The organism is Streptomyces sp. NPDC046759 (genome assembly GCF_040645475.1).
Taxonomy (GTDB): domain Bacteria; phylum Actinomycetota; class Actinomycetes; order Streptomycetales; family Streptomycetaceae; genus Streptomyces.
The window spans coordinates 293284-319726 of sequence record NZ_JBEYYJ010000004.1 but is presented as its reverse complement, the minus strand read 5'-3'; the positions used below and the strand labels follow the sequence as shown (position 1 = coordinate 319726).

General features: G+C 70.3%; 21 protein-coding genes. 6 read left to right on the top strand and 15 right to left on the bottom strand.

All coding sequences use genetic code 11. From position 1 onward, the window contains the following. Positions 1–3 precede the first annotated feature (3 nt). The 7 genes from ABZ919_RS08115 to ABZ919_RS08085 all read right to left on the bottom strand — a co-directional run bounded on the left by ABZ919_RS08115 (position 4) and on the right by ABZ919_RS08085 (position 10761). Positions 4–1146, bottom strand: a complete 1143-nt coding sequence (locus tag ABZ919_RS08115) for a dipeptide ABC transporter ATP-binding protein (protein WP_361244009.1) — start codon at positions 1144–1146, stop codon at positions 4–6. Continuing rightward, positions 1139–2191 (bottom strand): ABC transporter ATP-binding protein, encoded by a 1053-nt coding sequence (locus ABZ919_RS08110; protein ID WP_361244007.1) that lies wholly within the window; start codon positions 2189–2191, stop codon positions 1139–1141. The genes ABZ919_RS08115 and ABZ919_RS08110 overlap by 8 nt, the downstream gene beginning before the upstream one ends. 14 nt (positions 2192–2205) lie before the next feature. Next, on the bottom strand, positions 2206–3141 hold the full coding sequence (locus ABZ919_RS08105; RefSeq protein ID WP_361244005.1) for an ABC transporter permease: 936 nt from the start codon (positions 3139–3141) through the stop codon (positions 2206–2208). After that, complete coding sequence (locus ABZ919_RS08100) at positions 3134–4057, bottom strand: ABC transporter permease (RefSeq protein WP_361244003.1); 924 nt, start codon at positions 4055–4057, stop codon at positions 3134–3136. Before ABZ919_RS08100 ends, ABZ919_RS08105 begins: the two co-directional genes overlap by 8 nt. 162 nt (positions 4058–4219) lie before the next feature. Further along, on the bottom strand, positions 4220–5845 hold the full coding sequence (locus tag ABZ919_RS08095; RefSeq protein ID WP_361244001.1) for an ABC transporter substrate-binding protein: 1626 nt from the start codon (positions 5843–5845) through the stop codon (positions 4220–4222). A 669-nt stretch (positions 5846–6514) separates the two neighbouring features. Continuing rightward, positions 6515–8422, bottom strand: coding sequence for a translational GTPase TypA (gene typA, locus ABZ919_RS08090; protein ID WP_361243999.1), 1908 nt, complete (start codon positions 8420–8422; stop codon positions 6515–6517). Positions 8423–8568: 146 nt separating this feature from the next. Beyond that, entirely contained in the window at positions 8569–10761 is a 2193-nt protein-coding gene (locus tag ABZ919_RS08085) for an ABC transporter family substrate-binding protein (protein ID WP_361243997.1), read from the bottom strand. A 289-nt stretch (positions 10762–11050) separates the two neighbouring features. Between ABZ919_RS08085 and ABZ919_RS08080 the strand changes: the two genes are divergently transcribed. From ABZ919_RS08080 to ABZ919_RS08065, 4 genes are read left to right on the top strand one after another with little or no spacing between them, the layout of a single operon-like run. Next, positions 11051–11341 (top strand): hypothetical protein, encoded by a 291-nt coding sequence (locus ABZ919_RS08080; protein ID WP_361243995.1) that lies wholly within the window; start codon positions 11051–11053, stop codon positions 11339–11341. A 29-nt stretch (positions 11342–11370) separates the two neighbouring features. After that, complete coding sequence (locus ABZ919_RS08075; RefSeq protein WP_361243994.1) at positions 11371–12192, top strand: hypothetical protein; 822 nt, start codon at positions 11371–11373, stop codon at positions 12190–12192. An 18-nt stretch (positions 12193–12210) separates the two neighbouring features. Then, positions 12211–14172 carry a fumarate reductase/succinate dehydrogenase flavoprotein subunit gene (locus ABZ919_RS08070; protein ID WP_361243992.1) on the top strand — a complete coding sequence of 654 codons (1962 nt, stop codon included), beginning with the start codon at positions 12211–12213 and terminating at the stop codon, positions 14170–14172. Then, positions 14169–14939, top strand: a complete 771-nt coding sequence (locus ABZ919_RS08065; RefSeq protein ID WP_361243990.1) for a succinate dehydrogenase/fumarate reductase iron-sulfur subunit — start codon at positions 14169–14171, stop codon at positions 14937–14939. Before ABZ919_RS08070 ends, ABZ919_RS08065 begins: the two co-directional genes overlap by 4 nt. Here the strand turns inward: ABZ919_RS08065 and ABZ919_RS08060 are convergent. Beyond that, complete coding sequence (locus ABZ919_RS08060; RefSeq protein WP_361243988.1) at positions 14920–15234, bottom strand: hypothetical protein; 315 nt, start codon at positions 15232–15234, stop codon at positions 14920–14922. The two genes, ABZ919_RS08065 and ABZ919_RS08060, sit on opposite strands and share 20 nt — an antisense overlap. 81 nt (positions 15235–15315) lie before the next feature. Next, entirely contained in the window at positions 15316–16443 is a 1128-nt protein-coding gene (locus tag ABZ919_RS08055; RefSeq protein ID WP_361243986.1) for a hypothetical protein, read from the bottom strand. Between the two features lie 80 nt (positions 16444–16523). Here ABZ919_RS08055 and ABZ919_RS08050 point away from each other — a divergent pair, with 80 nt between their 5' ends. Continuing rightward, entirely contained in the window at positions 16524–18098 is a 1575-nt protein-coding gene (locus tag ABZ919_RS08050) for a hypothetical protein (protein ID WP_361243984.1), read from the top strand. A gap of 138 nt (positions 18099–18236) precedes the next feature. Here ABZ919_RS08050 and ABZ919_RS08045 read toward each other — a convergent pair whose 3' ends face one another. From ABZ919_RS08045 to ABZ919_RS08025, 5 genes are all read right to left on the bottom strand, one after another. After that, complete coding sequence (locus tag ABZ919_RS08045) at positions 18237–20822, bottom strand: SpoIIE family protein phosphatase (protein ID WP_361243983.1); 2586 nt, start codon at positions 20820–20822, stop codon at positions 18237–18239. Positions 20823–21093: 271 nt separating this feature from the next. Next, a complete protein-coding gene (locus tag ABZ919_RS08040) occupies positions 21094–21522 on the bottom strand; it encodes an ATP-binding protein (protein ID WP_361243981.1) in 429 nt (142 codons plus the stop codon). Positions 21523–21621: 99 nt separating this feature from the next. Beyond that, positions 21622–22032 (bottom strand): (deoxy)nucleoside triphosphate pyrophosphohydrolase, encoded by a 411-nt coding sequence (locus ABZ919_RS08035; protein WP_361244103.1) that lies wholly within the window; start codon positions 22030–22032, stop codon positions 21622–21624. Positions 22033–22080: 48 nt separating this feature from the next. After that, entirely contained in the window at positions 22081–22272 is a 192-nt protein-coding gene (locus ABZ919_RS08030; protein ID WP_361243979.1) for an SPOR domain-containing protein, read from the bottom strand. A gap of 393 nt (positions 22273–22665) precedes the next feature. Next, complete coding sequence (locus tag ABZ919_RS08025) at positions 22666–23418, bottom strand: GntR family transcriptional regulator (protein ID WP_361243977.1); 753 nt, start codon at positions 23416–23418, stop codon at positions 22666–22668. 344 nt (positions 23419–23762) lie between these two features. Here ABZ919_RS08025 and ABZ919_RS08020 point away from each other — a divergent pair, with 344 nt between their 5' ends. Further along, positions 23763–24980: a serpin family protein gene (locus tag ABZ919_RS08020; RefSeq protein ID WP_361244101.1), complete on the top strand. Its 1218-nt coding sequence runs from the start codon at positions 23763–23765 to the stop codon at positions 24978–24980. Positions 24981–25159: 179 nt separating this feature from the next. On the opposite strand, the gene ychF is transcribed toward ABZ919_RS08020, so the two are convergent. Continuing rightward, positions 25160–26248 (bottom strand): redox-regulated ATPase YchF, encoded by a 1089-nt coding sequence (ychF, locus tag ABZ919_RS08015; protein WP_361243975.1) that lies wholly within the window; start codon positions 26246–26248, stop codon positions 25160–25162. Positions 26249–26443: the final 195 nt, after the last annotated feature.

Genomic DNA, 26443 nt, shown 5'->3' with positions numbered 1-26443 from the left:
CCGTCAGGCCGCGTTGACCACGTCCTTCTCCTCGGCGAAGTGGCAGGCCGATTCGTGGGCCACCGGGGAGTCCGAGCCCTGGAACTGCTCGGGCACGGCGAGCAGCGGGACCTCTTCGGCGCACTTGTCCTGGGCCTTCCAGCAGCGGGTGCGGAAGCGGCAGCCCGACGGCGGGTTGGCCGGGGACGGGACGTCGCCGGTGAGGATGATCCGCTCGCGGTGCTCACGGGCCTCCGGGTCGGGGACCGGCACGGCAGAGAGCAGCGCCTGGGTGTAGGGGTGCGTCGGGTGGTCGTAGATCTGCTCGTCCGTGCCGATCTCGGCCATCTTGCCGAGGTACATCACACCCACGCGGTCCGAGATGTGCCGGACGATCGACAGGTCGTGCGCGATGAAGATGTAGGAGAGGTTGAACTCGTCCTGCAGTCGCTCCATCAGGTTGATGACCTGCGCCTGGACGGAGACGTCCAGGGCGGAGACCGGCTCGTCGCAGATGATGATCTCCGGGTTGAGCGCGAGGCCGCGGGCGATGCCGATGCGCTGGCGCTGACCGCCGGAGAACTGGTGCGGGTAGCGGTTGATGTGCTCGGGGTTGAGGCCGACGACCTCCAGCAGCTCCTGCACCTTGCGGCGCCGGTCGCCCTTCGGGGCCACCTCGGGGTGGATCGCGTAGGGCTCGCCGATGATGTCGCCGACCGTCATCCGCGGGTTGAGCGAGGTGTACGGGTCCTGGAACACCATCTGGATGTTCCGGCGCACCGCCTTCAGGGCGCGGCCGGACAGCCTGGTGATGTCCTGGCCCTTGTAGAAGACCTCGCCGGCGGTGGCCCGCTCGAGGTTCATCAGCAGCTTGGCCACGGTGGACTTGCCGCAGCCGGACTCGCCGACGATGCCCAGGGTCTCGCCCTGGTACAGGTCGAAGGACACGCCGTCGACCGCCTTGACCGCTCCGACCTGACGCTTGATCACGATGCCCTGGGTGAGCGGGAAGTGCTTCACCAGGTTGCGCACCTGCAGGATCGGCTCCCCGCGCTCCACCGGTGCCTCGACGGCGGCGATGGCCGCTTCCTCGGTGGCTGCCTCGACCTTGTCCACCGGCGCGGTGTTCGGGGTCTCAGCCGCGTCCCGAGCCGTGGGCTCAGCCATTGAGGGTCTCCTTCCAGAAGTGGCACGCGCTGCGGCGGCCGACCAGTTCCCGGCCCTCGTCACCGGTGATCTGGGCGAGCTCCGGGACCTGGGTGCGGCACACGTCCTGCGCCTTCGGGCAGCGCGGGTTGAAGGCGCAGCCGTCCGGGATCCGCAGCAGGTTGGGCGGCAGGCCCTTGATCGCGTAAAGCTCCTGGCCCTTCTGGTCCAGGCGCGGGATGGAGTCGAGCAGACCCCGGGTGTACGGGTGGGAGGGGCTCTTGTACAGGTCGTGCACCGGGGCGGTCTCCACGATCCGGCCCGCGTACATCACCGCGATCTTGTCCGCGACGTCGGCGACCACGCCGAGGTCGTGGGTGATCAGGATGAGGCCCATGTTGTACTCGCGCTTGAGGTCCGCGAGCAGGTCCATGACCTGCGCCTGGACCGTCACGTCGAGCGCGGTGGTCGGCTCGTCGGCGATGATCAGGTCGGGCTCCAGCGCGAGCGCCATGGCGATCATGATGCGCTGGCGCATACCGCCGGAGAACTGGTGCGGGTAGTCGTTGACCCGGGCCGCCGCGGCCGGGATCTTCACCCGGTCCATCAGCTCGATGGCCTTGACCTTCGCCTGCTTGCGCGACATGCCCTGGTGCACCCGGAACATCTCGCCGAGCTGGTAGCCGACGGTGAGCACCGGGTTCAGCGAGGAGAGCGCGTCCTGGAAGATCATCGCGATCTTGGCACCGCGGAGCTTGCGGCGCTCCTCGCCGGACATCTTCAGCATGTCCTGCCCGCGGAAGAGGATCTCTCCCTGCGGGATGCGGGCCGGCGGCATGTCCAGGATGCCCATGATGGCCTGCGCGGTGACCGACTTGCCGGACCCGGACTCGCCGAGCACGGCGAGCGTCTCGCCCGCGCTGACGGTGTAGTTGACGCCGTTCACCGCCTTGGCCACGCCCTCCCGGGTGTGGAACTCCACGTGCAGGTCACGGACTTCGAGCAGGGGTGTCTGCTCGTCACCGACACCGCGCGCGGCGGGGACGGCGTCCTCGATGATGGTCATGGGTTACGCCCTCCTCAGCGCAGCTTGGGGTCGAAGGCGTCGCGGACCACGTCGCCGAGCATGATGAACGCGAGCACCGTCAGGCTCAGCGCGCCGGCCGGGAACAGCAGGGCGTGCGGCGAGGTGAGCCAGCGGTCCTGGGCGTCACTGATCATCAGACCCCAGGAGATGGCCGGGGACTGGACGCCGATGCCCAGATAGGACAGCGAGGCCTCGGCGGCGATGTAGACGCCCAGGTTCATCGTGGAGACGACCACGATCGGGGCGAGCGTGTTGGGCAGGATGTGCCGGAACGCGATCCGCATCGGACCCGCGCCGAGCGCCCTGGCGGCGGCGACGTAGTCGTTGTACTTGTTGCCGATGACCTCACCGCGCATGATCCGGTAGACCTGCGGCCAGCCGAGGATCGACAGCACGACGGACACGGTCCAGACGTTGCTGCTGCCGACCATCGACATGATCAGCAGACCGCCGATGAGGATCGGCAGCGCGTAGAAGATCTCCGAGAAGCGGGAGATCAGCGAGTCCGCCCAGCCGCCCCACAGGCCGGCCAGCATGCCGATGACACCGCCGAGCACCGTCGTCAGGACGGTGGAGACCACGCCGACGATGATCGAGTTGCGGGTGCCCCACACCGTACGGGTGTAGATGTCGCAGCCCTGGACGTCGTAGCCGAACCAGTGGCCGCCGCGCGGGCCGTCCATCGAGTGCGTCAGGTCGCAGAAACCGTCGCTGAACGGGGAGCGGGAGGTGAACACACCGGGCGCGATGGCGAGCACCAGCAGGCACAGGATGATGAAGGCCGAGATGAGGAACATCGGCCGCTTGCGCAGGTCGGTCCAGCCGTCGCGCCACAGGCTGGCGACGCGCTCCGGCTTGCCGTCCGGTTCCGGCGCCTTGGCCGTGGGGCCGTCGGCGGGCACGGGCCGTTCGATGATCTGTTCACTCATAACGAATCCTCGGGTCGAGCACGGCGTAGAGGACGTCGACGACGAGGTTGGCCACCAGGTAGATCAGGATGAGCAGGGTGACCAGGCCCACGACGACGGGCCCCTCGCGCAGGGAGACGGACTGGGCCAACTGACCACCGATACCGGGGAGGTTGAAGACCCGCTCCGTGATGATGGCGCCACCCATCAGCGAACCGAGGTCCATGCCGAGGAAGGTGACGACGGGGATGAGGGAGTTGCGCAGCGCGTGGACGCCGATGACGCGGCGACGGGGCAGGCCCTTGGCGACGGCGGTGCGGACGTAGTCCGAGCGCACCGACTCGATCATGCTGGTCCGGGTCAGTCGCGCGATGTACGCCATCGACGTGGCCGCCAGCACCAGGCCGGGCAGCACGTAGCTGGCGGGCCAGCCGTCCTCGATGCCCGCGACCGGCGTCAGCTTGAACTTGACGCCCAGTTCGAGCTGCAGGACGTTGCCGAGCACGAACACCGGGATGGAGATCAGGAACAGCGTGGCGATGAAGACCAGGTTGTCCGCGAACCGACCGCGCTTCAGCGCCGACATGATGCCGGCCAGGATGCCGATGACCGCCTCGAAGCCGAACGCCGTCAGTGCCAGCTTCAGCGTGATCGGGAAGCGCTGGGCCACGATGTCACTGATCGACCGGCCGGTGTAGGTGGTGCCCAGGTCCCCGCGGAAGACGCCGCTGATGTAGTGCCAGTACTGCACCACCAGTGGATCGTCGAGGTGGTAGCGCGCACGCAGCACCAAGGCCAGGTGGGGGTCCTGCTTCTCGCCCATCAGGGCCCTGATCGGGTCGCCTGGCAGCAGGAAGACCAGGCAGTAGATGAGGAACGTGACGCCTATGAGTACAGGGATCGCCTGCAGCACACGGCGCACGACGAATCGGCCCATTGGTTCTCCAAGGAATGCTGGCCCGGGTCGGCGCCGAGGGGAGGCGCTCGCCGGTCGGGCCCAACGGCGAAGAGGGTGGGTGGGGGAGCCGTCGGCTCCGGCGGTCCCCCAACCCACCCCTGGCCCGCTACTTCACGTCGCGGACGCGGTTCTCGGCTTCACTCAGCTGAGCTTGACGGTGTCCCAGTCGATCAGGTGAGCGGTGAGCTGCATCGAGCTGATCTTGTTGCTGAAGCCCGAGTTCAGACGGTAGAAGTACACCGGGATGTACGGCATGTCCTTCAGCAGGACGTCGTCCGCAGCCTGGTACTTCTTGATGGCGTCGGCCGCGGTCGGCGCCTGGTCGCCCTGGCTCAGCAGCTTCTCGAACGCCGGGTTGGTGTAGCCCGCGTAGTTCGAGCCGTTCTGGATCGCGTCCTTGGAGAAGATCGGACGGAGGAAGTCCTCCATGTTCGGGTAGTCCATCTGCCAGCCCATACGGAAGGCGCCCTGGTACTTCTTGGCGTCCAGGTCGTTCAGGATGGTCTGGAACTGCTCGAACGGCTTGGCCGTCACCTTGACGCCGAGGCTCTTCTGGATCTGGTTGGCCACGGCCTCGACCCAGGTCTTGTGGTCGCCGTCCGCGTTGTAGCCGATCTCCAGGTGGTTGCCGGGCAGACCGCCGGCCTCCTTGAAGAGCTGCTTCGCCTTGGTCGGGTTGTAGGTGCACGCGTCACCACAGGCGCCCTTGCGGTAGCCGTCGATCAGCGGCGGCACGTAGTCGTCGGCCGCGGCACGGGCACCGAGGAACACCTTCGAGGCGATGGCGTCCCGGTCGATGGACATGGAGATGGCCTGACGGATCTTCGGGTTCGCGAAGGCCTTGTTGTACTTCAGCGGGAAGCCGATGTAGCCCGTCGCGCCCTCGGGCACGTCGAGGGTGTGGCCCGGCAGGTCCTTCTTGTACGTGGCCAGACCCGAGGTGGGGACCACCGGAAGGACGTCGAGGTTACCGGCGACCAGGTCCTTGTAGGCGGTGTCCTGGTTCGAGTAGACCTTGAAGTCGATGCCCTTGACCTTGTAGGCGGACGCCCCGGGGTACTTGTCGTACTTGACCAGGCTGATGCCCTCGTTGTCGACGAAGGACGTCTTGGCCTCGTAGGGGCCGTTGCCGATCGGCTTCTTGCCGAAGCCCTTGGGGTCCTTGAAGAACGCCTTCGGCAGCGGCACGAAGCCGGTGAACGACAGCTGGGTCGGGAACGCCGAGAACGGCGCCGTCAGGGTGACCTGCAGCGTGGTGTCGTCGACCGCCTTCAGACCGGACATCGTGTGGGTCTTGACGGTCTTCTTCGGGCCCGGGTTGAGGTCCGTGTAGCCCTGGATGTGGCTGAAAAGCGCGTTGGTCTGCTGCGCGTTCGTCTGGTCGGCGCCGTAGTTCCAGGCGTCGACGTAGGACTGGGCGGTGACCTTCTCGCCGTTGTGGAAAGTGAAGCCCGGCTTCAGCTTGATCGTCCAGACCTTGTTGTCCTTCGTGCTGATGGACTGGGCCTCGTCGTTGACGATCTTGTTGCTCGGGTCGATCTTCGTCAGACCGGTGAAGAGGGCGTGGATGACCTGGCCGCCCTCGGTCTCGTACGTGTTCGACGGGACCAGCGTGTTCTGCGGCTGACCGATCTCCACCGACACCACGCCGTTGTTCTTACCGCCGGCACTGCCGTTGCCAGTGTCGCCACCGCCACCACAGGCGGTCGCTCCCATGGCCACGACTATCGCGACCGCGGCCCACCTGGCGCCCTTGGCACCACGCATGGGGCTCCTCCTCAATGAGTCCATTGGTTCACCGCATGGAGGGGCACCAGACGCAACACCGTTACCGGTGCTTGCAACGATCAAGTGCCCCCGCGCTCGTGAGTCGGCGCCAACAGCGGCGTGACCCTTTTGCTCCGAGCTCTACGCGCCTAACTATCTGCCATGCGAACCGGCGTGAACCACACCTTCAAGGTCTCGGTTCGATCACACCTGCCGAATACTTCTTCCAAAATCCGGACAAACGGTTTGGCGAAAGATCGATGCGAAACGGACTTGTTACACAACTATCGGGCTTCGGCGTCCGAATAGCGGACAAGAAGTGGTAGAAAACCGGTTGCGCTGGACGGCCGGATGAACATGCCGGGCACGATCGACACCATGCCGGGGCGTATCGGAACACACCGGACCATGCCCATTGTCCGTGGTGTCGGGATATAAGCGCACGGGACAGACCGGCGCGAGCGCCCAACAAGCTGGTGATTACGGTCACTCTAACAACGCCGCACGGCCGTCCGGCCCGCCGCGGCGATCTGACGGTCTGTTGTAGGGAAAACCCTCTACGCCCCTGACCGCCCCCACCGCTGCCGGCGGTCGGAAACGGCACGAGGGCCTGCCCGGCGGCTGCCGGACAGGCCCTCCTGCGTGTTCGGGCCGCGAAGGGCCCGGGCGTCAGCCGTGCTTGGCGCGGCTCGCGGCGCGGGCCCGCTCACGCTGGTCGAGGTTCACCTTGCGGATGCGGACGGCCTCCGGGGTCACCTCGACGCACTCGTCGTCGCGGCAGAACTCCAGCGACTGCTCCAGCGACAGCTTGCGCGGCGGCACGATCGACTCCGCGACGTCGGCCGTCGAGGACCGCATGTTGGTGAGCTTCTTCTCCTTGGTGATGTTGACGTCCATGTCGTCGGAGCGGGAGTTCTCACCGACGATCATGCCCTCGTACACCTCGGTGCCGGGCTCCACGAACAGCACGCCGCGTTCCTGCAGGTTGGTCATCGCGAACGCGGTGACGGCACCGGAGCGGTCGGCGACCAGCGAGCCGTTGTTCCGCGTCTGCAGCGCACCGAACCAGGGCTCGTGGCCCTCGTGGATGGAGTGGCCGATGCCCGTGCCGCGGGTCTGGGTCAGGAACTCGGTCCGGAAGCCGATCAGGCCACGGGACGGCACGACGAACTCCATGCGGACCCAGCCGGAGCCGTGGTTGGACATGTTGTCCATGCGGCCCTTGCGGACGCCCATGAGCTGGGTGACGGCGCCCATGTGCTCCTCGGGCACGTCGATCGTCATGCGCTCGACGGGCTCGTAGACCTTGCCGTCGACCTCCTTGGTGACGACCTGCGGCTTGCCGACCGTCAGCTCGTAGCCCTCGCGGCGCATGGTCTCGACCAGGATGGCGAGCGCCAGCTCACCGCGGCCCTGTACCTCCCAGGCGTCCGGGCGCTCGGTGTCCAGCACGCGCAGCGAGACGTTGCCGATCAGCTCGCGGTCCAGGCGGTCCTTCACCTGGCGGGCGGTGACCTTGCGGTCCTTCACGGCCGCCTTGGCGTCCGCGCCCTTGCCGGTGCCGCCGCGGCCGACCAGCGGAGAGGTGTTCGTACCGATGACCATGGAGATCGCCGGCTCGTCCACCGTGATCAGCGGCAGCGGGACCGGGTTCTCGGGGTCGGCCAGGGTCTCGCCGATCATGATGTCCGGGATACCGGCGACCGCGCAGATGTCACCGGGACCGGCCACCTCGGCCGGCTTGCGGGTGAGCGCCTCGGTCATCATCAGCTCGGAGATCCGCACGTTCTGCACGGAGCCGTCGCGCTTGATCCAGGCGACCGTCTGGCCCTTGCGCAGCTCGCCCTGCTCCACGCGGAGCAGCGCGATACGGCCGAGGAAGTTGTCCGCGTCGAGGTTGGTGACGTGGGCCTGGAGCGGCGCCTCCTCCTCGTACGTCGGCGCCGGGATGTGCTCCAGGATGGTGGAGAAGAACGGCTCGAGGCTGGTGGAGTCGGCCGGGACCGTGCCGTTGTCCGGCTTGGTCAGGGACGCGATGCCGTCACGGCCGCAGGCGTAGACGATCGGGAACTCGATCTGCTCCTCGTCCGCGTCCAGGTCGAGGAAGAGGTCGTAGGTCTCGTTGACGACCTCGTCGATCCGGGAGTCCGGGCGGTCCGTCTTGTTGATGCAGAGGATGACGGGCAGACGCTGCTGCAGCGCCTTGCGCAGCACGAAGCGGGTCTGCGGCAGCGGGCCCTCGGAGGCGTCCACCAGCAGCACGACGCCGTCGACCATCGACAGACCGCGCTCGACCTCGCCGCCGAAGTCGGCGTGGCCGGGGGTGTCGATGATGTTGATGGTGATCGGGTCCCCGCCGTCCTTGGGGTGGTACTTCACCGCCGTGTTCTTGGCGAGGATCGTGATGCCCTTCTCACGCTCCAGGTCGTTCGAGTCCATGACCCGGTCGTCGACCTGGTCGAGCTGGTGGGCGGCGAACGCGCCGGCCTGCTTCAGCATGCCGTCGACGATGGTGGTCTTGCCATGGTCGACGTGAGCGACGATGGCGACGTTGCGGATGTCGTGGCGCGTGGCCATAGTGCGGCGAACTCCCGGAGTGTGAGGAAAGCCTGCGCGTACGTCCGTGGCACGCGGGCCCTGCCGGGCTTGACATGCCACGGCCTCACCCCATGGTACGTGCCCTCCGGGGCATGGGCTCGCTGGGCCGGATCCGCCGACGCTCCTCAGTGCGGCGAGGGGCTGGTGGGAACCCTTGCCCCCTTCTTCAGGAAGCCCATGTCCTCGTAGACCGGCGTCTGGAACCCGAACGCCCCGGCGTTCACCAGATTCTTGCGCACCGCCACCAGCTGAGGCCGCTGATACAGCGGGATCGAGCCCGCCGCGGCCCAGATGCGCGAGTCGGCCTTGCGGATCAGGGAGATCTCCTCGTCCTCGTCCAGCGTCGCCGCGGCCTCGTCGAAGAGCTGATCGACCTGGTCGGTGCCGACCCGCGTGTAGTTCTGCTCGACGTTCACCGAGCCGTCCGCGGCCGGCACCGGCTTGGCGTAGACGGGCCGGTCGTCCGTCGCGGGGAACGAGGAGGAGGGCCACGAGTACAGCGCGAGGTCGTAGTCGCCGGAGGCGATGTGGTCCTTGAAGTAGCTCGCGTCCGAGACCTTGCTGATCGAGGTCCGGATGCCGACCCGCTCCAGCATGGCCGAGATCCGCTCGGCGACCGAGTTCAGCGTCTCGGAGCCGGGCCCGGACGGGAGGACGAAGCGGAGCGCGAGCGGCTTGCCGTCCTTGGCGAGCGGTGCCGCCGGCGCGGCGGCCGGCGCGGCCGTGCCCTTCGGGGCGTAGGCGCCGGGCTCGCCGCCGCGCCTGCCCTCCTGCGCCAGGTGCCGGCCGCCCTCGTCACCGCGGCCACCGGCCTTGCCGTCGCCGTTCCTGCCGTCGCTGTTCTTGCCGTCCCCGCTGTCGTCGTCCCCGCTGTCGTCCTCGCCGACGATGTACTCGCCGTCCTTGTACCCCTTGGACTTGTCCTCGTGGTCGCTCTGCGGGCCGGCCGCCTTCTGACCCTTCTTCTTCTGCGGCTCCTCCTTGATCGGGCCGCCCGCCACCCAGCCGGCGTCGGCGAGCAGCGCCTGCGCCTCCTTGGTGTCGGGGTCGCCGACCGCGTCGCTGTTGTCGGCGTAGGCGGCCTGCCCGGACAGGGCGAGGTGGCTGCCGACCGGCACGGCGGGCAGCCCGAGCGGGGTGAGCACCAGCTTGGCCAGTTCCTTGCGGTCGAGGGCCCGGGCGACGGCCCGGCGGACGCGTTCGTCGGCGAGGGGTCCGGCGGAGCCGTTGAGGGCGAGCTGGGTGTAGGCGGGCTCCAGCGACCTGCGGACCTCGAAGTCGCGCATCGCCTGCTGCTCGTCCAGGTACTCGGAGATCGCCTTGCGCAGCTTCTTCTTGCCGGCCTTCACGTCCTCGGAGCCGAGGTCGTGCGCGCGCGCCCAGGCGCGCAGCTTCTTCACGGACGTCTTGCCGGAGCCCTGAAGCGGGTTTGCGGTGTTGTGGGCGGCGAGCCCGATCCGTTGGGCGTCTGCGGCGTCCACGTCGGCGATGTCCACGCTGCCGTCGGCGAGCGCGGCGACCCGCTTGTCGCGTGGTACGGCGTGCAGCACGATCTCGGACAGCTTGGCAGCCTTGCCCCACCAGCGCGGATTGCGGGTGAGGACGACGTCCTTGTGGGCGGTGTCGACCTTGTCCACCGTGAAGGGTCCGGCGGTGACCGTCAGCTTGCGGCGTGCGCCGTCGTTGAAGGCGTCCGGGGCGCCCGTGACATCCTTCGGGTACAGCGGGGAGAACAGCGACTTCCAGTCGGCGTAGGGGCGGGAGAAGGTGACCCGGACCTGGAGGTCGTTGGCGCCGCGCTCGATCTTCTCGATGCGGTCGTAGCCGGCGTTGCGGGCGGTCCAGTAGGCGCTGTTCCTGCCGGACAGGGCGCGCCACTGGGCGACGAAGTCGGCGGCGCCGATCTCCCGGCCGTCGCTCCAGACGGCCTGCTGGTTCAGCTTGTACAGCACGACCTGGCGGGGCTCGGTCTCGATGACCTTGGCCGACTCCAGATAGGCCGGGTCGGGCACCGGACGGCCGGTGGCGTCCGGCCGGAACATCGACGGCAGCACGGCCTGCGCGACGCGGCTGGTGCCGGCGTCGGCGTCGGCCTGGAAGGCGTTCAGCGTCTGGGGGAGGGCGTCGACGGCCCACTTCAGGGTGCCGCCGTCGGCGACCAGGTCGCGGGCGACCGGGACGATGTCCTGTCCGGCGAGCGGCTTGCTCACCTTGTCGTCGGAGCCGCACCCGGCCAGGAACGGCACCGCGAGCGCTCCCGCGGCCAGGAAGGCGACCGATCGCGTGACGGCGCGCGGTCCGACTCCGTCGTGGGACATCTCTGCTACCTCCGGGAAGCCGCGAGCGTTATGATCACTTTTGGCGGTATTTGGAGCTGATCAGATCTATGCGGCCCACTGAAGAGGAAAGGATCCGGCCACCGCAGGCGACACGGCGGCGCCGGGCGGCAACCCCACCCGTGCGGCGCAACACCACCACAGATGCATCCGTACGCCTCCGCCAATCGCTGCACATGCCTTCACACCGGCACGTGTGACGCGCAACACTCCAAGGCGCATGAGCGTCGCCGCCCAGGGTCGGCCGGACCCGCGGAAGTGAGGGCAAGTCATGTCCGTGCACGACGACATCACCTCGGTCCAGCGTTCCCTCGACGAGCTCTACCGGTCGCTGGGGCGCCTGGAACACCAGCTCGGCAGCGGCGGCCTGGAGATGCGCCGGGTCCGACTGGACGCCGACCATCTGCGCGAGAGCGTGGCGCTGCTGCGTGACGCCTCCGCCGCGCCGGACGCGTCACGCCGGCCCGACCTCGTCACCATCTCCGACACGCCGTACGACATCAGCCTGTGGACGGACTCGGACGACGAGGGCCTGGGCGCCCGCGACCGCCGCGCCCCCTGACACCCGAGCCAGAGAAGCGGAGCCCCGCATTGGCTACCGGCACCGAACCCCAACAGAACAGCGGCGGCGTACGGACAGGTACGCGAGCCGAGATCGCCGCCCCGCATCTGCGGACCGACCGCTGGTGGCTGGCGCCCGCCGTCACCGCGGCCGGTCTGCTGGCCTTCGTCGTGTACTCGACCTGGCGGGCCTTCGCGAACGCGGACTACTACGCGGCGCCCTACGTCTCGCCGTTCTACTCGCCGTGCCTGGCGGAGAACTGCAAGAGCATGCCTTCGGGCCCGAACGCCGATCTCTTCGGCACCTGGTGGGCGATCTCCCCGGCGATCATCATCCTGATCTTCCCGCTGGGGTTCCGCCTGACCTGTTACTACTACCGGAAGGCGTACTACCGCAGCTTCTGGGCGTCCCCACCCGCCTGCGCGGTGGCCGAACCGCACCGCAGGTACACCGGCGAGACCCGCTTTCCGCTGGTCCTGCAGAACATCCACCGGTACTTCTTCTACGCGGCGATCCTGGTCGCCGGTGTGCTGACGTACGACACGGTGCTGTCCTTCCGCGACCCGCACGAGAACTGGGGCCACATGGGCCTCGGCACTGTCGTGTTCCTCATCAACATCACCTTGATCTGGGCCTACACGATCTCCTGCCACTCGTGCCGGCACATCGTCGGCGGCAAGCTCAAGCACTTCTCCAAGCACCCGGTGCGCTACAGGGCGTGGCAGTTCGCCGGCCGGCTCAACGCCCGCCACATGCAACTGGCGTGGGCGTCGCTGGTGAGCGTCGCGCTCGCCGACTTCTACGTCTATCTCGTCGCGTCCGGGGTCTTCGCCGACCCCCGCTTCTTCTAGAGACACAGTGAGGGACTGATGTCCGTGGTCGACCGCCAGGAGTGGGACGTCGTCGTGGTCGGTGCCGGCGGCGCCGGGCTGCGGGCCGCGATCGAGGCGCGCGAGCGGGGCGCCCGTACCGCGGTGATCTGCAAGTCGCTGTTCGGCAAGGCGCACACGGTGATGGCGGAGGGCGGCATCGCGGCGGCCATGGCCAACGCCAACGAGCACGACAACTGGCAGGTCCACTTCCGCGACACCATGCGCGGCGGCAAGTTCCTCAACCAGTGGCGGATGGCCGAGCTGCACGCGCAGGAGGCCCCGGACCGGGTGTGGGAGCTGGAGACCTGGGGCGCGCTGTTCGACCGTACGAAGGACGGCCGGATCTCCCAGCGCAACTTCGGCGGCCATGAGTACCCGCGTCTCGCCCACGTCGGCGACCGCACGGGCCTGGAGCTGATCCGCACCCTCCAGCAGAAGATCGTCGCCCTGCAGCAGGAGGACTTCAAGGAGACCGGGGACTACGAGTCCCGGCTGAAGGTCTTCCAGGAGTGCACGGTCACCAGGGTCCTCAAGGACACCGCGTCCGACAGCGGCTCCGCCGCGGGTCGCGTCTGCGGGGTCTTCGCCTACGAGCGCGAGACCGGCCGCTTCTTCGTCCTGGAGGCCCCCGCGGTCGTGGTCGCGACCGGCGGCATCGGCAAGTCCTTCAAGGTCACCTCGAACTCGTGGGAGTACACGGGCGACGGCCACGCGCTGGCGCTGCTCGCGGGCGCGCCGCTGCTGAACATGGAGTTCGTGCAGTTCCACCCGACGGGCATGGTCTGGCCGCCGTCGGTGAAGGGCATCCTCGTCACCGAGTCGGTCCGCGGCGACGGCGGGGTCCTGCGGAACTCCGAGGGCAAGCGGTTCATGTTCGACTACATCCCGGACGTCTTCAAGGAGAAGTACGCCGAGTCGGAGGAGGAGGCCGACCGGTGGTACGAGGACCCGGACAACAACCGCCGGCCGCCGGAGCTCCTGCCCCGGGACGAAGTGGCCCGCGCCATCAACGCCGAGGTGAAGGCGGACCGGGGCTCGCCGCACGGCGGGGTGTTCCTGGACGTGTCCACCCGTATGCCGGCGGAGGTGATCCGGCGCCGGCTGCCCTCCATGTACCACCAGTTCAAGGAGCTGGCCGACGTCGACATCACGGCGGAGGCCATGGAGGTCGGGCCGACCTGTCACTACGTGATGGGCGGCATCGCGGTCGACTCCGACACGGCGGCGGCGCGCGGGGTGCCGGGGCTGTTCGCGGCCGGTGAGGTGGCGGGCGGAATGCACGGCTCCAACCGCCTCGGCGGCAACTCGCTCTCCGACCTGCTGGTCTTCGGACGACGGGCGGGCTGGCACGCGGCACGGTACGCGCAGGGCCTGGCGTATCAGCGCCCGCCGGTGGACGACGCCCAGGTCGACACGGCCGCCGCGGAGGCCCTGCGCCCCTTCTCCGCCGAGGCGGACCGGGAGGGCGAGGCGGGGCCGCCGGAGAACCCGTACACCCTGCACCAGGAACTTCAGCAGACCATGAACGACCTGGTCGGCATCATCCGCCGCGAGGGCGAGATGGAGCAGGCCCTGCGCAAGCTCGGCGAGCTGCGCCTGCGGGCCCGCCGGGCCGGCGTTGAGGGCCACCGCCAGTTCAACCCGGGCTGGCACCTGGCGCTGGATCTGCGCAACATGCTGCTGGTCAGCGAGTGCGTGGCGCGGGCCGCGCTGGAACGCACCGAGTCGCGCGGCGGCCACACCCGCGAGGATCACCCCTCGATGGACCGCGCCTGGCGCAACGTGAACCTGCTGTGCACCCTCGCCGACCCCACCGGCGGCCTCGCGGCGACCGACTCCGGCCGCGGCCAGATCCGCCTCACCCGCGAGACCACCGATCCCATCCGCCCGGACCTGCTCGCCCTCTTCGAGAAGGAGGAGCTGGTCAAGTACCTCGCCGAAGAGGAGCTGTACGAGTGAGCAGCTACGAGGCCCGCTTCAAGGTGTGGCGGGGTGATGTGCAGGGCGGCGGCCTGGCGGACTTCACGGTCGAGGTCAACGACGGCGAGGTGGTGCTCGACATCATCCACCGTCTCCAGGCCACCCAGGCCCCCGACCTGGCCGTGCGCTGGAACTGCAAGGCGGGCAAGTGCGGTTCGTGCTCGGCGGAGATCAACGGCCGTCCCCGGCTGATGTGCATGACCCGCATGTCGGTCTTCGACCGGGCGGAGACGATCACGGTCACTCCGCTGCGCGGCTTCCCGGTGGTCCGGGACCTGGTGACCGACGTCGGTTTCAACTACCAGAAGGCCAGGGAGGTCCCGTCGTTCGTGCCGCCGGCCGGTGTGGCGCCCGGTGAGTACCGGATGATGCAGGAGGACGTGGACCGTTCGCAGGAGTTCCGCAAGTGCATCGAGTGCTTCCTGTGCCAGGACACCTGCCATGTGGTGCGCGACCACGAGGAGAACAAGACGGCGTTCGCGGGCCCGCGCTTCCTGATGCGGATCGCCGAACTCGACATGCACCCGCTCGACGCGGCCGCCGAGACCGGACTGGACCGCAAACGCTCGGCCCAGGACGAACACGGCCTCGGCTACTGCAACATCACCAAGTGCTGCACCGAGGTCTGCCCCGAGGGCATCAAGATCACGGACAACGCGCTGATCCCGCTGAAGGAGCGTGCGGTCGACCGCAAGTACGACCCGCTGGTGTGGCTCGGCTCGAAGATCAGGAGGCGTTCCTCGTAAGGGGCCGGCCGGGGCGCTGGGCCAGCATCTGCAGGCCCAGCCCCACCATGAAGGCGACCCAGCCGAGCCAGGGCAGGACGGTGTGCCGCCCCGCGGCGAGCGGGCCGAGGAAGACGAAGAACGCTCCGCCGACGCCGCTCAGCAGCGAGCCGGAGCCCCACAGCCTCGGGCGCAGCACCCGGCCGCGGCCCCAGGGCGCCACCCAGCCGGTCGCGATGCCCGCGATCCCGAACACCCCCAGCAGACCCATGGCCACGCCGTTGGCCACCACCAAGAACATGTGCATGACTGTCATGTTCCTCCTGGTGCCGGGGCCTGCGCCAGGTCGTGCGCGGCGAGACCGCGCATGGATCGCGTCAAGGGAAGGTCCCTCCGGTCAGCGGGCCCAGGTCCTCTCGTACGCCCGCCAGTCCGCCTCCGTCGCCGCGAAGTCGACGTAGAGGGCGACGCCGAAGCGGGTCCGGTCGGCGTCGGTGCGGGACAGGCCCAGGCGGACGCCGCGTACGGCGGCCGGGACGGTCTCGGCACGCGCCCGGTGCCCGAAGCGGTTCTCGTGGTAGAAGGGCAGACCCATGAGGAGGTCCGTGGTGTCCGGGGTGACCTCCAGGGCGAGGCTCGTCTGCTCGGCCACGTAGCCGCCGTACAGGCTCTGCAGCGGCTGCATGGTGTCGTACGACATGACGGCGATCTGGTCCACGCGGCGTGCCACCTGCCCGAAGTAGGCCTGCGACCACCACTTGGGGTGACCGGTGGTCGTCCCCCAGAGGGAGTGGAACGCGGGCAGCGGGTCGATCTGGTGGGCGGCGACGGACAGCAGGCCCTTCCGGCTGCGGGTCAGGCCGTGCAGGCGGTCCAGCAGGGAGAGGTAGTGGCGGTCGCCGGAGTGCAGTGGCTCCAGGTCGACGTGCACGCCGTCGTAGCCGGCGGCGAGAAGGCGACCGGCGGAGGCCACGATCGCCTCACGGGTCGCGGCGCGCTCCAGCCGCAGGCCGTCAGGGCTCTCCGTGGCCAGCTTGTCCCCGAGCCAGGCCTGGACCCGGACGCCGGGCAGCTCACGGTGGACGGCCGAGATCAGCCAACGGGCCTTCGGGTACGCCGAGTCCGGCAGGGTGCCGTCGTGCTCCAGGGGGCCGGAGTGGACGTACAGGTCACGGATGCCGGTGTCCTTCAGGCGCCGGGCGAGCTTGCGGACGTCCTGGTCGTTCTTCCGGCCGTCGACCCAGGCGTGGCCCAGCCACAGTGCGTCCCGGTGGCGGGTCGTGGTACCGGATCCCGGGGTGCCGGTGTAGTTGATGCGGAGTGCCGTTTCGGCGGTGAGGAGCGGGAGGAGCAGCACGGCGAGGGCGGCGAGGGCACAGCGCAGGACGCGGCGCCGCATCGTCTTCTTCTGGCCCGCCTTGTCCGCGCGAGCGGCGGTGCCGGGCACGGGTGGCGGGTGCGGGTCGTCCGCGCCGGCGGTGTCGTCGGGCAGGACCTGCTCACCCTGGCTGGTTCGGTCGTCCATTTCCTGCCCCCGCTTCTCCCGTCCCCCACCCGTATCCGTCCCGCTCGCGAAGGCGCCTACCTGCCCATACGCTCCAAAATGTGACGTCATCCCTGATCCGGGGCCGGCCCCGGCGCGCCAAGGCGCACATACGGGTGCGGGTGGCGCATGCCGTGCTCGGCGCCGTGGCCGGGGTCGGGTGGCTGGTGTTGCCGGTGATGACGGTCGGCGGGCAAGATCCGGTTCCCGCGGCGCCCGCCGGAACCGTCGCGAGCGCCGCCGCGCCACGGCAGGACGAGACGTCCACCGCCGACCTCGTGCTGCCCCTGATCGCGGGGATCGCCGCCGTGGTGCTGGCCGGGTACGGCTTTGTGCGCCGCACCCGCCGTGCCCGCACCCGCACCACCCCCGGAACCGTCTCCGCCGCCCCGCCCACGCCCACCCCGGCCGACTCCGAGCGGCAGGCCCGCGCCGCGCTGGTGCTGGCCGACGACTGTGTACGCACCAGCCGTGAGGAACTCTCCTTCGTCCGGGCGCGGTTCGCGCGGCCGGACACCGAACCCCTCGTGCACGCCCTGCGGGCCGCCGAGACCGAGCTGGCGGCCGCCTGCGCGATCTGGCGGCGGTACGAGCTGGGGGTGCCGGAGGACGACGTGGCCCGGCGGCAGGCGCTGATCGGCGTGGTCGGCCGGTGCGCGGAGGCGGGACGCCGGCTGGACGCCGAAGCCCCCGCGCTGGACCGGCTGCGGGAGCTGGAGGGACCGGGGCTGGCCGGGGCGCTGGAGGTCGCCGAGGGACGGTTCCGGGAGCTGACCGGGCGGACGCTGACCGCCGGGGAGACCCTGACCGCCCTGCACGGCCGCTGCGCCCCTTCGGCCGTCGCATCCGTCACCGGGTACCTCGAACAGGCCAAGGACCGGCTGGTGTTCGCCACCGTCCGGCTCAACGAGGCCCGTCAGTCGTCCGACGCGGGCGCCGGTGCACGGGCCGCCGGGCAGCTGCGCGCCGCCGAGGGCGCGGTCGCGCAGGCCGGGGTCCTGGTGACCGGGGTGGAGGGGCTCGCGGAACGGCTGCGGGAGGCGGCACGGCTGGTGCCGGCCGTGCTGACCGGCGCCGAGGCGGAGCTCGCGGCGGCCCGGAAAGGGGACGTGCAAAAGCCCCTGACCAGCGGTGAGCTGCACGCCCGGCTGGCCCACGCGGACGGCGTGCTGGCCTCCGTACGGCAGGAGCTGACGGCGGGTCCGTACGATCCGCTGGACGCCCTGCGCCGGATCGCGCGGGCGGTGGAGCGGCTGCACACGGGCCACGCCGGTGCGCCGGCCGTCGCGGCGCTGCTCGTGGCGCGGAGTTCCGTCGCCGGCGCGGAGGAGTTCGTCACGGTGCACCGGGGCGCGGTGGGCCCGGAGGCACGGGTCCGCCTCGCGGAAGCGGCACGCGAACTGGGCGCGGGCCGCGCCGACCGGGCCGACGCCGAGGCCCGCGAGGCACGGTCCCTGGCCGAGCGGGACGTCCGGGCCCGCGGCAACCCGCACACCAGCGCCGACGGCGACGCACCCGGACTGGCGGGCGCGGTCCTGGGCGGAGTGCTGCTGGCGCAGGACGCGGACGGAGGCCCGCCCGCCGGCTACGGAGGCCCCCGGACCCGGACCCGCCACACCTGCTCGCCGCCCGCCTGACCCAGCCCTGGGCGCAATGCTGCCTGCGCAGGACACGGACACAGGCCCGCCCGCCGGCTACGGAGGCCCCCGGACCCGGACCCGCCACACCTGCTCGCCACCCGCCCAATCCCTCGCGCCGACCCCGCGCGCAGGACGTCAGAAGAGGCTCAGCAGCGCCTCCGCCGGGTCGGTCAGCCCCGCCTCTCCCCCAGGCAGCGGCAACTCGAACCACACCGTCTTGCCGCGAGGTGTCCGGCGCGAGCCCCATGCCGCGCTGAGCAGCCCCACCAGCTGCAGCCCCCGGCCTCCTTCGTCGGTGTCGCGCGCGCGCCGCCGGCGGGGCTGGACCAGACCGGAGTCCCACACCTCGCAGACCAGCGTGCGGTCCAGCAGCAGCCGCAGCCGGATCTCCCCCTCGCCGTAGCGCAGCGCGTTGGTGACCAGCTCGCTGACGAGCAGTTCGGTCGTGTCGACGAGCGGTTCCAGGTCCCAGCTCAGCAGCTGCCCCCGGGCGTACTCCCGCGCGCGCCCCACGCTCCGCGGCTCGCGCGGCAGCGTCCAGTCGCCGACGGACTCGGCGGGCAGCCCCTGCACCCGGGCCATCAGCAGCGCGATGTCGTCCTCGCCGTGGTGGGTGTCGAGGGTGCTCAGGACGTGGTCGCAGACGTCCTCGAGCGGGCGGGACGGATCCGTGAGCGCGCCGACGAACGCCTGGAGGCCCTCGTCCAGCGGGTGGTCGCGCGACTCGACCAGACCGTCCGTGTAGAGGGCCAGCAGCGCGCCCTCCGGCAGCTCGACCTCCACCTCCTCGAAGGGCTCGCCGCCCACCCCGAGCGGCATGCCGGGCGGCACGTCCAGCATCAGGGCCGGCTCACCGGGTTCGACCAGGACCGGCGGCAGATGGCCGGCGTTGGCGAACGTGCAGCGCCTGGTGACGGAGTCGTACACCGCGTACACGCACGTCGCCAGGTAGACCTCGGACAGGTCGGCGTCGCGGGGCTGGCGGGCCGTGCGGGTGGCCTGCTGGACGCCGCCGGGGGTACCGAGCCCGCGGGCGATCTCGTCCAGCGCCGAGAGCACCTCGGCCGGTTCCAGATCCAGCAGGGCCAAGGTCCTTACGGCCGTGCGCAGTTCGCCCATCGCGACGGCCGCCCGCAGGCCGCGCCCCATCACATCGCCCACGACCAGCGCCGTACGGTGGCCCGGCAGTTCGATGACGTCGAACCAGTCGCCGCCCACCTCGGTCGCCGCGTTCCCCGGGAGATAGCGGCAGGCGATGTCCAGTCCGGAGGCCTCCGGGTCGCCCGGCGGCAGCAGCGACCGTTGCAGTATCAGCGCGCGCTCGTGCTCCCTGCGGTACAGCCGCGCGTTGTCGATGCACACCGCCGCGCGCGCGGCCAGCTCCACGGCCAGCTCCCGGTCGCGGTCGCCGAACGGCTCGCTGCCCTTGGTGCGGGCGAACTGGGCGAGGCCGACGACCGTGTCGTGGGCGACCATCGGCACGGCCAGCGTGGACTGCACGAGACCGCCGTCCTCGGGGGGCACGTGCTGCGGCCGGGCTGTGCGCAGGGCGTCTGCGCAGCGCGAGTTGAACGGGAAGTGGTGGACCGCACCGACCTCGACGGGCTCGCCGGAGCCGGCGAAGGGGGCGCCGGAGACGGCACTGGCGAAGGCGACCCGGCGCAGCTCGGCGCTGCCGTCGGCGAGCCCGGGCGGGGTCTCGTCGCCGGTGAGCAGGCCCTGGTAGAGGTCGACGGTGGCGAGGTCGCAGAAGCCGGGGACGACCACGTCGAGGAGTTCCCGGGCCGTGGTCTCCAGGTCGAGGGAGTTCCCTATGCGCGCGCCGGCCTCGTTGAGCAGGGCGAGGTTGCGCCGGGCGGCGGCGGCCTCACGGGCGGCGGCGCGGCGGGCGGTGATGTCGGTGCCGAGCCAGGCGATGCCGATGGGCCGGCCGCTGCCGCTGTGCACGCGGTAGAGGTTGACGGACCAGTGCCTGCGTTCCTCGGAGCCGGGGACGTGACCGGTGACGTGCATGTCGGTGATGGACTGGCCGCTCTCCAGCACGCGCCGCAGGGTGGCCGAAACCCGCTCGGCCTCACCGCGCGGCAGATAGTCGTGAACTCCCTTGCCCCGGTGGTCGTCCGGGGTTCCGCCGAAGATGGAGGCGAACCGCTCGTTGGCCCGACGGACCCTCAGGTCGGGGTCGATCAGCAGGAATCCGAAGGGGGACTGACCGAAGATGGCCTGTGAGGCGGCGAGGTCGGTCTCCATGCTGCGCAGGGTGCGGACGTCCACGACGATGCAGACGGCGGCCTTGTCGCCCTCGGCGGTCCGGGTGGGCATGACGTAGACCTCGGCCAGTCCCTCCTCGCCGCGCCCGCCGTCGGCCGTGTCCGGCATCCGGAAGGGCACGACCCCGGTCCACTCCCGCCCGTCGAGGATTTCGGCCATCTTGCGCTGACTGCGCTCGCGCAGGTCGGGGTCGATGAAGGCCTCTATCGGGTCCATGCCGACGGCGCGTGCGGCGGGGATGCCGAAGAGCTGCTCGGCGCGCAGGCTCCACTGGTCGACGAGCCCGCCGGGACTGATGGAGAAGGACGCGACCTTGATGTAGTCGTAGATCGAACCGGGCGGACTGCTCTGCCACATGGCATCGCCGGGTGCGGCAGCCTCCGCGGCCCGACCCATCGCGCCGTCCGACGGGTCCTCGGACTCCGTGGCCTTCGCTGGTATCTCGCTCACGCGAACCGTCCCCTCCAGCTCACCGCATCCGGCACCGGTCACCGAAAGGCGGCTGCCCGCAGTATCCAGCACTACGGCGCCGCACGACACGGTGTTCACGATCACAGCTCGGTCCAGATGTTTTTCGGACCGGTCCGTGACAACACTTCCACTCTTCTAACCAGGGAACACGCCCGTGAATCACACACCGCGGGATCGGCCGGCGCTCGGAGCGCACGCTGGACGGAACACCGCCTGCCGTACATCCCCGTGCCCCCCGGGTGCTTCAGGCTCACCCCGGCACCGCCAGTTCGAACCAGACGGTCTTTCCGCTCGTGCCGGGCCGGGTGCCCCAGCGGCGCGAGGACCCGGCGACCAGTTGCAGACCGCGCCCGCTCTCGTCCTCGTCGCGGGCGACGCGTTCGCGCGGCGGGTCCGGCAGCGGGTCGGAGACCTCCACCAGCAGCCCGCCGCCCAGCCCGGCGGGCCGGACCAGTCGTACGCCGATGGGGCCGGTGGCATGCCGCAGCGCGTTGGTGACCAGCTCACTGACCAGCAACGCGGCAAGGTCGGCTACACAGTCGAGATGCCAGCCGTGCAACTTGCCGCGGACCACGGCACGTGCGGCGCGCACGGCGCCCGGTTCCGCGGGAAAGGTCCACTCGGCGCAGTCGCCATCGGTGTCGATCACGCCGATCACTTCCCAGGCCAGCAAGCGCACCCATGTCCGGTTTCGTGGGGTTAATTGGCACATACCCGATATCTGGAGGGCAGTACCGTGGGGTGGGGCGCACTGTGGCACGAACGGCGTACGGGGCGCTCAGCGCATGCCCGTACCCAGTCTGGGTGCGACTTCACGGACGGCGGGAACGTCCTGGTCCAGCCAGGGCACGTCCCAGAGCTCGGCCTCGGTGAGCCAGCGCAGCTCGTCATGGTCCTGAAGGGGCCTCGGCGCAGGCGATCCGGGGCGCAGCCGGGCGGTCCACACCTGCAGGACGTACGGCGCCCGCAGCGGCCACTGCCCGGGCACGCGCTCGACGGCCTCGGCGTCGACGCCGAGTTCCTCGCGCAGTTCACGCACCAGGGCGTCCTCGGGCCGCTCGCCCGTCTCGACCTTGCCGCCGGGCAGCTCCCAGCGTCCGGCCAGGTCCTCGGGAGCGCTGCGACGCGCGGCGAGCAGCCGGCCGCCGTCGAGCAGAGCGGCTCCCACCACCACGATCCGGTCCGTCATGGGTGTCCTGGGCGTCATGGGGCGGAGCCTACGGGAGGGCGCTCGAGGTCAGTTGCGGGCGCCGTCCCCGTTCTGGCCGATGCGCTCGACCCAGTAGAGCTGTTTGTGGCCGCGGTCGTCGAGGCTGTCGGCGATCTCCTGGGCCTCCGCGCGGGTCGCGTACCGGCCGACGCGATAGCGATTGCCGTTGTCGTCCTGCCGTATCACGATCCAGGGCAGGGAGACGGTCCCCTCACTCACGGTCCCCACCCCCCGCATCGGTCCTTCTTGCACCGCGCTGCCCTCCCCCACACTCGACCGGGCCCCCGCGAGCCCCGCCTAAGGAAACCGCAATCCGCATATGCCCGAGCGTACGCCCAACCTTCACGCAGCGAATACGCCTTTTCACAAAGAGGTACGCAACCAGCCAGAACCCAGGGGGCGCGCGGAAGTGAACGCGCCGTCGTGAGCGCCGCCGCCCCGAGTCGGGGGCATATCCGTGTGACCCGTGGTCACCTGGGAAAACGGCTGGATTGCAGCGGCCGGTCGCCTCTGGTGCAAGGTCGCACGCCCCGGGCGTCCGGCGCCGGGGCGTGCAGGGGTGTGCGCCACCTCACGCGGAGGAGCGCGCTCAGCGACCGCCGGCTCCGGCCGTCACTTCACGGGCAGGTGATACGAGACCCGGTACCGGTCGGCCGGGATCACCACGTCGGCCGTCTCCACCGGGCGGCCGGACGCGTAGTACGTGCGCTGGACGACCAGGACCACATGGCCGGGGACGCCGCCGAGCAGGTGCAGTTCCTCGGCGAGGCCGGGACGGGCGCCGACCTCCTCGGTGACGTTGTCGACGATGACGTCGATGGCGCGCATCCGCTCCACCACACCCATGCCGCCGAGCGGGCCCTCCTCGGGCAGCATCACCGGGGTGCGGCCGGTCAGCGCCAGCGGCTCCCAGGAGGTGGAGAGCATCATCGGCTCACCGGCCTCCCGGAACAGGTACTTGGTGCGCATGACCCGGTCGCCCGCCCGGATGCCCAGCCGCTCGGCGATCGCGGCCCCGGCCTCGGCCTGCTCGCTGCCGGACTCCCAGGTGCCACGCGACGAGGCGTCCGCCTGCTCCTGCCGGAAGGACGTGGCACCGGCGGCCGGGCGGTACCCGGAGCGGGCCACCCGCCGGGGCACGGGGCGCTCGCGCACATACGTGCCGGAACCGGACCGGCCCTCGACCAGCCCCTCGGCCATCAGCACCTTGCGGGCCTCCAGCGCGACCGTGTCCGAGACGCCGTACTCCTCGCGGATGCGGGCCTGGGAGGGCAGGCGGGTATGGGGCGGCAGCGAACCGTCGACGATCTTCTTGCGGAGATCACCCGCGACACGCAGGTACGCCGGCTGCTCACCGAAAGTCACTGGCCGCTCCCATCAGGTTGTACAGACAGCAACAGACTGGCAACCGTGGGTTGTGCCGTGCAAGCAAAGGCCAGAGAATCACTCGATGTGATGACATGTGGTGCTGCAGGGCTTTACGCAGGCACTTTCTCCCTATAGATGCGCGCGGACGGCCCTGCTCACACCTGGGTGCCGGTCCGGGTGGCCGATACGGCGCTTCCGGCCGGTGGGGCCGTGAGGCGGGGACGCGGGCACCGGTAGCGTGCTCCTGGGGCCCGGTGGCGGAGCACGGGACCGGTGAACCGCCGGTGACCGGGCCGACGTACGACGGGGCGCCCGGTGACCAGGGCACGAACGGGGGCGGAATGACGGTGGACCAGACCGTGAGCCGGGTGGGCGGCGAGGCCGTCCGGGCGGTGAACGGCCTCACCCGACGGTGGGCGGCGACCGCGCACGGCGGAACGGTCTTCTCGGCGGCGGGGGTCTGGCCGTTGCTGGCCCATCTGGCCGACGGCGCGGCCGGCCCGGCGCGGGCCGAGCTGAGCGAGGCCCTCGGGCTGCCGGCGCATCAGGCGGCGGGTGTGGCCCGGGAGTTGCCGGCGGCCTTGCGCTCGATCTCCGGGCTGGAGGCGGCGCTCGGTCTGTGGACGCACCATGCGCTCGCCCTCCGCCAGGAGTGGCGCGCCGGACTGCCGGCCGGGACCTGCGGGGCGTTCGGGGACGATCTCGTCACCGCGCAGGAGCAGTTGGACACGTGGGCGGCCGAGCGGACCGGCGGGCTGGTCGAGCGGATGCCGGTCACGCTGACCAGGGACGCGCGGATGGTGCTGGCCAGTGCCCTGGCGCTGCGCACGACCTGGCGGCAGCCGTTCACCGAGCTGCCGCTCAGGCCGGAGGCCGGCCCCTGGCAGGGGCGCACGCTGCGCGGCCTGCACCGGCGCGGGGTGCGGCCGGACCGGGTGGGCGTCACGGGCACGCCCGACGGCTTCGTCACCGCGCTGACGGTTCCCGGTGACAACGGCGTCGACGTCCACCTCGTGCTCGGTGAGGAGCGGATGACACCCGGTCAGGTGCTGGCCGCCGGGGTCGGGATCGTGGAGCGGGCACTGCCGCTCAGCCCGGGCGGCGGGCTCCCGCTCGGACACGTCGGCCCGGGCCTGCACGTGGTACGGGAGCCCGCCACCGCTCCGGAGCCGATCGCCCTGGACGTGCGGACGGTGGCGTACGAGGTGCGCGGCGACCACGACCTGCTGGCCCGGCCGGAGCTGTTCGGCCTGACGGCGGCCATGGACACCCGGGCCGGCCACTTCCCGGGGATCAGCGACCGCCCGTTGGCCGTCGCCCAGGGCCGCCAGTCGGCCGTCGCCCAGTTCGGCGCCCTCGGTTTCCGGGCGGCGGCGGTGACGGCCCTGGCGGCGCAGTACGGCAGCCCGGCACCGCAGCACCGCTACGAGACGACGGTCGTCCGGGCCGTCTTCGACCGCCCCTTCGGCTTCCTCGCCGTCGAACGGGAGTCCCGCCTGGTGCTGGCGGCGGGCTGGGTGACCGACCCGGCGCCGTCTCCGGCCCTGGGAGCGTCCTAGTGCTGTGACCGGAAGGGTTTGCCGTTCGAGATCAGCCTGGACCTCGACAGGCTCACGCCACCGACGAGCACCTAGGGGTCAGCACCAAGTCGGCACGGGAACGCAGGAGGGGCTGAGCTCGCCAGAGCTCAGCCCCTCCTGATCCACGCTCGACTACCTAGCGCACAGCAGCGAGTCGGTTACACATTGAACCGGAACTCCACCACGTCCCCGTCCTGCATCACATAGTCCTTGCCCTCCATGCGCGCCTTGCCCTTCGCGCGGGCCTCGGCGACCGAGCCGGTCTCGACCAGGTCGCCGAAGGAGATGACCTCGGCCTTGATGAAGCCCTTCTGGAAGTCGGTGTGGATCACCCCGGCCGCCTCGGGGGCCGTGGCGCCCTTCTTGATCGTCCAGGCGCGGGACTCCTTGGGTCCGGCCGTCAGGTACGTCTGCAGACCGAGGGTGTCGAAGCCGACGCGGGCGAGGGTGGCGAGGCCGGGCTCCTCCTGGCCGACGGACTGGAGGAGCTCCAGGGCCTCCTCCTCGTCCAGCTCGGCGAGGTCCGCCTCCAGCTTGGCGTTGAGGAAGATCGCCTCGGCGGGGGCGACCAGGGCGCGCTGCTCGTTCTTGAAGCCCTCGTCGACCAGTTCGTCCTCGTCGACGTTGAAGACGTAGAGGAAGGGCTTGGTGGTGAGCAGGTGCAGGTCGTGGAGGAGTTCGCTGCGCTCGGTGCCCTGGACGATGCCGTGCGCGAAGAGCGTGTCGCCCTTCTCCAGGATCTCCTTGGCCTCCTCGACCGCCTTGACCTTCGGGGCCACGTCCTTCTTGATCCGCGACTCCTTCTGGAGGCGCGGCAGGACCTTCTCGATGGTCTGCAGGTCGGCGAGGATCAGCTCGGTGTTGATCGTCTCGATGTCGTTCTTCGGGGAGACCTTGCCGTCGACATGGACGACGTTCTCGTCCTTGAAGGCCCGGATCACCTGGCAGATCGCGTCGGACTCACGGATGTTCGCGAGGAACTTGTTGCCCAGGCCCTCGCCCTCGGAGGCGCCGCGCACGATGCCGGCGATGTCGACGAAGTCCACCGTGGCCGGAAGGATGCGCTCCGACTTGAAGATCGACGCCAGCTTGGCCAGGCGGGCGTCGGGGACGCCGACCACGCCGACGTTGGGCTCGATCGTGGCGAACGGGTAGTTGGCCGCCAGCACGTCGTTCTTGGTCAGGGCGTTGAACAGGGTCGACTTGCCGACATTCGGCAGGCCGACGATTCCGATCGTGAGCGACACGTTGCGACTTCCCGTAGATGAGTGGGCCAGAGGCTGCCAGGGGGCCAGAGACCGACACCGGCCGATCCACCAGTCTACGGCGTCCGTGCCGGGCGGCTCGCGGGAGCGTCGAACGTCCGGCCAAGCTCTCCTCACCGGCGTGTCTGATGGGCTATTCGGCACATAAGCAGACCTAAGTTGGTCCAGTGGAGCAAC